Annotated in this window: 12 protein-coding genes; 1 reads left to right on the forward strand and 11 read right to left on the reverse strand. The window is 65.9% G+C overall.

From position 1 onward, the window contains the following. The 11 genes from ACWEKS_RS48520 to ACWEKS_RS48570 all read right to left on the reverse strand — a co-directional run. A partial coding sequence (locus ACWEKS_RS48520; RefSeq protein WP_452346471.1) for a hypothetical protein occupies positions 1 to 253 on the reverse strand: 253 nt, incomplete at its 3' end. Between the two features lie 441 nt (positions 254 to 694). Beyond that, on the reverse strand, positions 695 to 1,360 hold the full coding sequence (locus ACWEKS_RS48525) for a hypothetical protein (protein ID WP_452346472.1): 666 nt from the start codon (positions 1,358 to 1,360) through the stop codon (positions 695 to 697). A 59-nt stretch (positions 1,361 to 1,419) separates the two neighbouring features. After that, on the reverse strand, positions 1,420 to 1,647 hold the full coding sequence (locus ACWEKS_RS48530; RefSeq protein WP_452346473.1) for a hypothetical protein: 228 nt from the start codon (positions 1,645 to 1,647) through the stop codon (positions 1,420 to 1,422). Further along, a complete protein-coding gene (locus ACWEKS_RS48535; RefSeq protein ID WP_452346474.1) occupies positions 1,644 to 2,018 on the reverse strand; it encodes a hypothetical protein in 375 nt (124 codons plus the stop codon). The genes ACWEKS_RS48530 and ACWEKS_RS48535 overlap by 4 nt, the downstream gene beginning before the upstream one ends. Beyond that, positions 2,011 to 2,880: a hypothetical protein gene (locus tag ACWEKS_RS48540; protein WP_452346475.1), complete on the reverse strand. Its 870-nt coding sequence runs from the start codon at positions 2,878 to 2,880 to the stop codon at positions 2,011 to 2,013. Before ACWEKS_RS48540 ends, ACWEKS_RS48535 begins: the two co-directional genes overlap by 8 nt. Further along, positions 2,873 to 3,175, reverse strand: a complete 303-nt coding sequence (locus ACWEKS_RS48545) for a glutaredoxin family protein (RefSeq protein WP_452346476.1) — start codon at positions 3,173 to 3,175, stop codon at positions 2,873 to 2,875. The genes ACWEKS_RS48540 and ACWEKS_RS48545 overlap by 8 nt, the downstream gene beginning before the upstream one ends. 336 nt (positions 3,176 to 3,511) lie before the next feature. Beyond that, positions 3,512 to 3,865 (reverse strand): hypothetical protein, encoded by a 354-nt coding sequence (locus tag ACWEKS_RS48550; RefSeq protein ID WP_452346477.1) that lies wholly within the window; start codon positions 3,863 to 3,865, stop codon positions 3,512 to 3,514. A 26-nt stretch (positions 3,866 to 3,891) separates the two neighbouring features. Further along, positions 3,892 to 4,389, reverse strand: a complete 498-nt coding sequence (locus ACWEKS_RS48555) for an AAA family ATPase (protein ID WP_452346478.1) — start codon at positions 4,387 to 4,389, stop codon at positions 3,892 to 3,894. Continuing rightward, the gene (locus tag ACWEKS_RS48560; RefSeq protein ID WP_452346479.1) at positions 4,386 to 6,302 is read right to left on the reverse strand and encodes an LAGLIDADG family homing endonuclease; all 1,917 of its coding nucleotides are present in this window, start codon (positions 6,300 to 6,302) and stop codon (positions 4,386 to 4,388) included. The genes ACWEKS_RS48555 and ACWEKS_RS48560 overlap by 4 nt, the downstream gene beginning before the upstream one ends. A 141-nt stretch (positions 6,303 to 6,443) precedes the next feature. Continuing rightward, positions 6,444 to 6,692: a sigma-70 region 4 domain-containing protein gene (locus ACWEKS_RS48565; RefSeq protein WP_452346480.1), complete on the reverse strand. Its 249-nt coding sequence runs from the start codon at positions 6,690 to 6,692 to the stop codon at positions 6,444 to 6,446. A 178-nt stretch (positions 6,693 to 6,870) separates the two neighbouring features. Then, on the reverse strand, positions 6,871 to 7,149 hold the full coding sequence (locus tag ACWEKS_RS48570; protein ID WP_452346481.1) for a WhiB family transcriptional regulator: 279 nt from the start codon (positions 7,147 to 7,149) through the stop codon (positions 6,871 to 6,873). A gap of 71 nt (positions 7,150 to 7,220) precedes the next feature. Between ACWEKS_RS48570 and ACWEKS_RS48575 the strand changes: the two genes are divergently transcribed. Next, positions 7,221 to 7,358, forward strand: coding sequence for a hypothetical protein (locus ACWEKS_RS48575; protein ID WP_452346482.1), 138 nt, complete (start codon positions 7,221 to 7,223; stop codon positions 7,356 to 7,358). The last annotated feature ends 65 nt before the right edge of the window (positions 7,359 to 7,423 follow it).

Consider the following 7,423-nt stretch of genomic DNA (forward strand, 5'->3'; position numbering starts at 1 on the left):
CCCGCTCTACCAGGGGCTTCGCCATCCCGTCGCGCGACACGCCACACCAAATATCCACTGCCACAACAGCATCCATCACAGATGAAAAGGGCTCAATGGGGTAGCGGCCTCGTGCACCGCCAAGTTGGTGGATTTCCATCACATCGCAGTAAATCCGAGCGAGCCAGACGAGTTGCGCACGCTCCTTCTCAAGGATCTGGTCGACACGGCCGAGAATCTTGAGACCGCCTACGCCTCGGCAGAGCGTGCCCACCTCATCGCCATGCTCACTGTCGTCTCATCGCAGGTCGAAGCAGGACTGGTGAATGCGCACGAGGCGCGTTCGATCGTCCGGATGTACGTCACCCTTCATATCGGCGCGCTCAAATTAGACATGTCACCAGAGTCCTTGAGCAAACTCACGCGGGAGTACCAGTCGTTTTCACCGCAGATTTCGGAGCTGGGAAAGGCTAGGGACCGACTCTATTCGGAGGCTACCTCCAGGCTGCGCCCACAACCGAACCGCTGGCCGCGACTTCAGAAGGGCGCCCGTTGGTTCGGGGATCAGGTTCGTCGGACTTCTAGCCAGCTCTTGGGTTGGATGCGTCGCCTCCGATCATGATCAGGTCGCTCAGGTTTCCGCTCAGGGGTTTGATCCTCCCCAGACTTCGATGCCGGCCTCAATTCGATCGGTGCTCCGTGATCCTCTCTCGTGTCAGCTCGCCTTGGCGTGCCGCGCCCGAATCGGCACCCGCAGGTGCGCGTCGAGCATATCGCCGAGCAGGAACAGCAGGGGGTAGCCAGGCTGCCAGGGCCCGGGCAGCGGTGCGATCTCTCCCGCGTCGTTGAGCACGAACACGCGGCGCCGGGTGAGGTGCTGGTATTCCTCGCCGAGTTCTCGTGCCACGGTGGCGATTCCGGCGGCGTTCAGCTGCCATCGCCGGGCCCGGTCGACGCGCTCGGCGTCGATCGCGACCTCGAAGGCCGGCGGGCATACGATCGCGTCGGCCTTCTTGGTGATGGGGTGCAGGTTCGGGTAGCAGTCTTCCGCGCCCTCGGTGCACGCCAGCGAGTAGATGTGCTGGTCCAGCCACAGCGCGAGACCGCCTGTGCCCGTGGGCCCCTGGTAGCTGATGGCCCGCTGTTCGCACACCAGTCGTACCCATCCGACCAGCTCGGCGTGGAGCTGGTCGGCGATCGTGGCAGCGTCCACGTGGTACGGCAGTGGCTGGCCGAAGACCTTCTGGGACTGTGACCCGCCTATCGAGCCGAGGCGGGCCTGCTTGGTGCGGGTGTGGTGGAGATCGGCAGCGAGGGCTGGGATTCCATGCAGCAGTCGCTGCAGCAGCGGTAGCCGGTGGGGCTCGATGAAGGTGTCCATCACTGTCTCTCCTCGGTCAGTTCGTCGGTGTGGCAGCGCCGATTTCGGCGAGGTCTCGGTCAGACATCGGTCACCTCCTTGGCCAGCGCACGCACCGCACGCCGGTACTTCAACGGATTCAACATGGGCGACAACCGGACCCAATGGAATCCGGACCATCCGGGCAAATACATCCAGATCTGGCCGTGTTCGCATCGGCGCACATCCCCATACGGCTGCAACCTGATGGTGGTCGGGCAGTCAAACTCGCAGCACTGGCGGCGCTTGAGGATGTTCGCGCGGGTCACTCGCTCACTCCCAACGCCCGCAGGCGTTTCCGTGCGCCCTCCATCGCGGCCGGGTCCGCACGCATAGCGGCGAGGGCCACAGCGATGGCTTGGTCCACCTCCTCCAGCACGCCGACCACCTCTTTCGGGAACGTCACGCCGAACGCAGCGAAGAGGGTGGCCAAGGCATGGTGGGCGGCGGGGTCGCGGGCATGTTCCAGCTCCGCGGTATGGTCCTGCGCCACTGGCCACTTGGTGTAGTCCTCGAATCCGTACACCGCGCATGCCGCGAACGAGCGCACTGGCGCGGGCGACTCCATCACGCCGTGACACCGAGGGTTCTGGAGCGAGTGTTGTATCTGCGCCTCGGTGATGAGGTCGCGGTCAGACACGGTCCGCCTCCGGCTGCCACAGCACGGTCCACTGGCCGTCCGGCAAAAACTCGACGAACTCCGACTCGCCCAACTGGAAATCCAGGAAATGAACGCGGGTATCACCGCCGAACCATTCGCCTGCCCCTCCGTGGTCCACAGAGGCGACGTCGCCCTGCGCGGACCGGAGAACAGTGCCGGTCGGCTCGATCGCGATCTGTGCGGTCTCAATGACGCGGTGGCCGGCCTGCTGCTCCAGTTCGGTGATGCGCCGCTGAGCCGCGTCCAGCTCTCTGCCTCGGTCACCGAGCGCCATCTCGAGTTGCTGTGCCTTCAGCTCAGCACGCTGCAGCTGGTACGGGCGGTCGGCGATCGGCTCCGCGGTGCGGTCTTGAAGTCGCCGCCGCGATGCCCACACCTTGCGCAGCGTGTGCTGGGCATGGAAGTGACGGAGAACCAGCTCCGCGAACGACATTCGGTTCGCCTCGGTCATGTCCCGGACGAACTGCATGGCCTCCGGCGTGGCGTTGAGGTCGCGATCAACCACGGTCACTCCCTCCGGGCCCTCGATGAACTCCCATTCGACGTACTCCCCGCGGAACGAGGTCTCGATGGGTCCGGACATGCCGACCGTGATGTCGCAGTCGGCCAGGGATTCCGGCATCGGATCGACGGCGCCGTCGGCAGCGTTGGCGAACCACGCCTGCATCCAGCACTCGTCATGCGGCACAAACGGATGCTCATGGTCGCCAGGGGTCCAGGACTCGCATTCGCAGTCGGGGTAGCTGTGGCATTCCGAGTCGCGGTCGCCGTGGCAGGTGAATTCGATGGAGGGCCAAGGCTCCCCGGCCTTGATGGTGACGGTGTGCAGGTGCTCAGGCACGGTCGGCCGCCTCTACAGGTGCGCTCGGAGTCCAGTTCAGCAATGCGACTTTGAGCTGATCGATCTTGTCGAGCTGGAACCCGGACCAGTGCATGTCGCCCGCGGCGATGACGGGCAGGGACTGGTAGCTGAGGCCGCGGACGCGGTCGGCGGCGTTCTGGTCGGTGGTGATGTCGATCTTCACGAACGGGATGCCGCGATTCTCAAGGGCTTTCGCGGTGGCGATGCATTGGCCGCTGCCTGGCTTGCTGTACAGCACGACGGTCGGGGCGTCGGGATGGATCTGGTCAGGCATCGGCGGTCTCCTCGGCGGTGACGAATTGCCATTCGAGGATCGAGCCGAACAGGCCGGGGGCGAGGTGGGCCTGGATCGGTCCACTCATGCCGGGCTCGAGGCTGGTTGCGGTGGCGGACCAGCTCGATGGCTCTGTCCCGTCGCTGTCGAACCACGAGGCCATCCAGCAATCCGCGTGCTGCGTGGCGGGTGGCCGGTGGTCGGGATCGTAGAAGATGCATGTGCAGCGCGAATAGGTGTGGCAGGCCGCAGATTCATCTCCGCTGCAACGGAATTCGATGCGTGGAAACTCTCGATCGCCAGTAATGGTCACGGCGTGGAGGTGGTCAGGCATGGTCACGCCTCCTTGTCGATTCGCTCGGCGCGGCGGCTCTCCTGGACGCCGAACCGGATGCCGTTGAGGAAGGTCCATGCGGATGTGGAGCTGTGCGGCAAAGACCACGCGGGGTTTCCGTTGGCGTCCGCGTATTGGATGCCGTAGACGCTGTCGTCCGTTTTGCCGTCGTGGCTGACGTGTATTTCGTCCAGGACGGTCAGGTCGAGGCCGGTTTCGCCGCTGACTCGGGCGGCTTTCCAACGCAGTTTCCACAGTTCCGGCCAAGCCTTGTCGAGTTCGACTGTGGCCCAGTCGGGTTCGGCCGTTGCGAGCTGCGCGGACGCGTCGAGCTCGGGGCGGATCGGTTCGGACATGTCGGCTCCGTTCGTCGTTGTGGCGGTCACGCGGCGTGGCCGGCGGCGTGCAGCTGCTCGTAGTAGTCGGGGTCGCCGGGCATCCAGGGCAGGACGTGGGCGTGCTGGAGTTTCGCGGGCCAGGCGCGTTCTTCGCGTGACCCGCGCCAGGACACGACGTCGACGAGTTCGGCGCGGCCTTTGCCGGGGTCGTCTGCGGCACGGGCGAGTCCGAATCCGAATTCGCTCCATCGCAGCCACAGGCTCGTGCCGATGGGCGACATGTTGCGGCGGCCGTCTCCTGTGGTTGCTTTTCCTGCATGGGCTTCGGTGAGGAGCGCGAACCCGTAGCGCTCGCGCAATCCGTCGAGCACCCAGACGACGTCGCGGGCGGGTTGTTCGTCGTTGGGGTTCATTCGGTGGAGCTTGTAGAGCGGCCCGAGGACGAGCATGTCGGGGTTGGTGTCGGCGATGGCGCGTTCGAGCCATGCGACGTCGTCTCCGGCACGGAGGTCGATTCCGGCGGGCCGGACTTCGATGCTCATGGTGTCGTTCCAGTCGACTGTGGTGAGCCCGTGGTTGGCTCGCCGGTCTTGACCATGCGGGTGACCCATTTGTAGCGGCGCCGGGATTGGGTGGGGCTGTTGTCGCAGTCGATGACGAGGACGCGGGAGCGTTGGGCGTTGCGGCCGAGGGGGTTTCCGGTGAAGGGGTGGAGTCCAGCGGCGAGGGTGCAGGCGAGCTGGGTGCACAGCACGCTGTTGTGGGTGACGATGCATTCGCGGCCAGCAATGAACAGTCCGTCTTCGCGGTCGACCTGGATGCATCGGACCGGCACCGAATCGATCTTTTCGACGCTGGTGATGGAGCGCATTCGGGACCGCTCGGTGCGGATCGGCTCGATGCGCTCCAACTTCGGAGGCAGCCGGAACGCCGGTAGATCCGTGCGGAACTGGATTCGGTAGTGGTGTCTGACCTCCCGGCCTTGAATCCGTGCTGCGCCTTCCCGCATCACGGCCTTGATACCGAGTCCGAGGACCAGTTCGAGGAACCCCTCGGCCAGAGCCTTTGAGGTGACCGAGAATTCGCACTTCGTTCCCGCGCCTCGGCCGGTGCCGGACTTGCCGAAGATCGAGCCATCGGTGTCCATCGAGCCCTGCAGCAGCGCCATCCGCTGGTCGATCGGACCCTGCAGATATGCGGCGGGGATGTGCTTGTTCTGCAGCAACCCCAACGCGCGCAGTCGACCCTGGAATGTTGTCGTCTTGTCGCGGGACCGATCTCCACTGGTGAAGGCGTACGCGTATCCGCCATGGTGTTTGATCGGTTCTCCGCAGGAACGGATCTCGTCAACGAGCTCCGGGTCTGCGCACGTGAAGCCGGCATGGTAGCTGCTGCCATCGCCGAGCCAGACTCCGAGTGCGTACGGGTGGATTGGGAGTTCCTGTGCGGCGTACTGCAGCGGCTGTGCGACTTTGACCGAGTGGTTGACCGCGTATCCGTTGCGCGCCATGAGGGTTTCGGCGATTTCGCGGGTGGTGCGCACTGCAGCGAAGTGGTTGCGCTTGTGGCTCTGGTCGGTGCCGCGCGGCTTGAGCGGCCCGCGGCGGCGAGCTTTCGCGTCGGCCTCTCGCGACTGCAGTGTGTCTGTCAGCCACAGGTGCTGTTCGTCGGCGACGATCTGCGCGCCGTCGGAGAACGTGATCCGGTGGCACGGCCGGTCGTGCATGACATCGGTTGCGGCGATGATCCGGACGGGAGAGCCGTCTGCGTGGAACACTTCGTCGCCGATGGAGAGTTCGCCCATCGTGGTCCAGCCCGTGGGGGTGGGCACGGGGGTGTCGAGCGCGAGCGCCTTGCCGCCGCCCTCGGCGCCGGTGAGCACGATGCGGTCCATGCGTTCGAGCAGGTTGGGCACCAGCCACTCGTGCGTGTCGGGGATGGACAGGAAATCGCCCATGCGCGTGGGCGGTTCGGTGACGGCGGTGGCGATGCGTTCGGCGTCGCCGCAGGCGCGGCGGGTTTCGCTGATCGCGGCGGCGATGTCGGCGGGGTCGGTGCCGGAGGTCCAGGCGGTCTCCATGCGCTGCGCGAGCCGCATCCCGACCTGGGACAGCTTGCGGGCCGCCGACAGGGCGCGGATCCGTTCGGCGTGCACCCCGGCCGATTCGGGCAGGCCTGCGGCGTCGCCGCAGTCGAGCAGGGTCCGCGGCTTGATCCGCGCCGGGACCAGGCCGCGGTTTTGCGCCTCGACCAGCACGGTGTTCTGGTCGACCGGGTGGCCGGCGGTCATCATCTCGGCGATGACGATGGCGATGTGGCGGGCCTCGGGGTTGAACCAGTCCTCGAGCTGCACCGAGAGGAACTCGTTGCGGCGGCGGTCCGGAGCCAGCAACGCGGTACCGATCAGGGTGCGCTCGGCGGTCGGGTCATAGGGGGTGTGGGCGTCGGTGGTCATGTCACTCCTGCCAGTGCTTGTCGAGGCCGACGCCGTTGTCGTCCACGTACGACCACAGACCGATGAACACCAGCCGGTGATGCCAGTCCAGGATGTCGATATCATTGGACCGCTAGAACTCGGGCTTGATGGATCGGATTCTCATGCCTGGTCCACCTCCGGCACGGAGTCGTCGGCCCGTTGGATGGCCTGCCGCACACCGGATTCCGACATGCCGAGGCATTCGGCAATCTCCGCGTACGACAGCCCGTAGCGGCGGCCCAGGCGCATGCACCGCACCTTGTTGAGCGCTGCAGCCTGCTCGGCCTTGCGGATCGAGTCGAGCGTCGCCACCACGTAGATGCGGGCCTCGTCCGGCGTGAGATCGGCAGGCAGATCAAGGGAAGTCATCGAGTCATCTCCAGGTCGAACAGGGGAATGTCGGACGCGGCCCGGCGGGCGTCCTCACGCTCATGACGTGCACACACAGGACCCAGCCCACGCGCGGCCGATTCCGCGGACACGAGCTAGCCACCACAGCGGCGGCACTGGCGTGCGATCCGCTCGCCGTCGCCGAGCTCGACCGCGGTCATGCCGCCCTCTTGGCGATGCGACGCAACTTTTTGCGCCGATGATGCAAAGACCCTCGGTTCACGAAGCCGTCGCCGAGATCAACGCCCGCGAAAATGCCGTAGCGCTCGCCGTTTTCCACCGCGGCCTGCGCGCACCGGCGGCGCACCGGGCATCCTTCGCACACTTGAATCACGCTCCGCACCAACGTCCGTCGATGCGGGTCGTCGCTGCCGCCGGGAGGGAAGAACGCCTCGGTGGGCATCCCGACGCACGCCGCGTTCTCCTGCCAGATCACGCGACCCGCCCAACCGTCGACGCTCGACGAGCCGAGGCCGGCGGGCGGGAGTCAGGGAGGAGACTTACGTCTTGCAAGTCGCCTTCGCTGTGTCGAGTGCGCCAGTGATGGGCGGCGATGCTTGCGCCGATCCGTACCAGGACAGCGCTGAAACCGATCTGGATGATGTGCCCGAGGATGATCACCTGGTCACCTCTTCGCGGGCCTGATTGGCCATGGATAGAATCCCCTCCTACGATGGGTCCCCGCGTCCCGCCGAGGCGCACGCCTCGGC

The sequence above is a fragment of the Nocardia sp. NPDC004711 genome, assembly GCF_053601595.1.

Coding starts and splice junctions, on each gene's coding strand:
- ACWEKS_RS48525 (WP_452346472.1), bottom strand. CDS start 1,360: ATGGACACCTTCATCGAGCCCCACCGGCTACCGCTGCTGCAGCGACTG.
- ACWEKS_RS48545 (WP_452346476.1), bottom strand. CDS start 3,175: ATGCCTGACCAGATCCATCCCGACGCCCCGACCGTCGTGCTGTACAGC.
- ACWEKS_RS48550 (WP_452346477.1), bottom strand. CDS start 3,865: ATGTCCGAACCGATCCGCCCCGAGCTCGACGCGTCCGCGCAGCTCGCA.
- ACWEKS_RS48555 (WP_452346478.1), bottom strand. CDS start 4,389: ATGAGCATCGAAGTCCGGCCCGCCGGAATCGACCTCCGTGCCGGAGAC.
- ACWEKS_RS48560 (WP_452346479.1), bottom strand. CDS start 6,302: ATGACCACCGACGCCCACACCCCCTATGACCCGACCGCCGAGCGCACC.
- ACWEKS_RS48565 (WP_452346480.1), bottom strand. CDS start 6,692: ATGACTTCCCTTGATCTGCCTGCCGATCTCACGCCGGACGAGGCCCGC.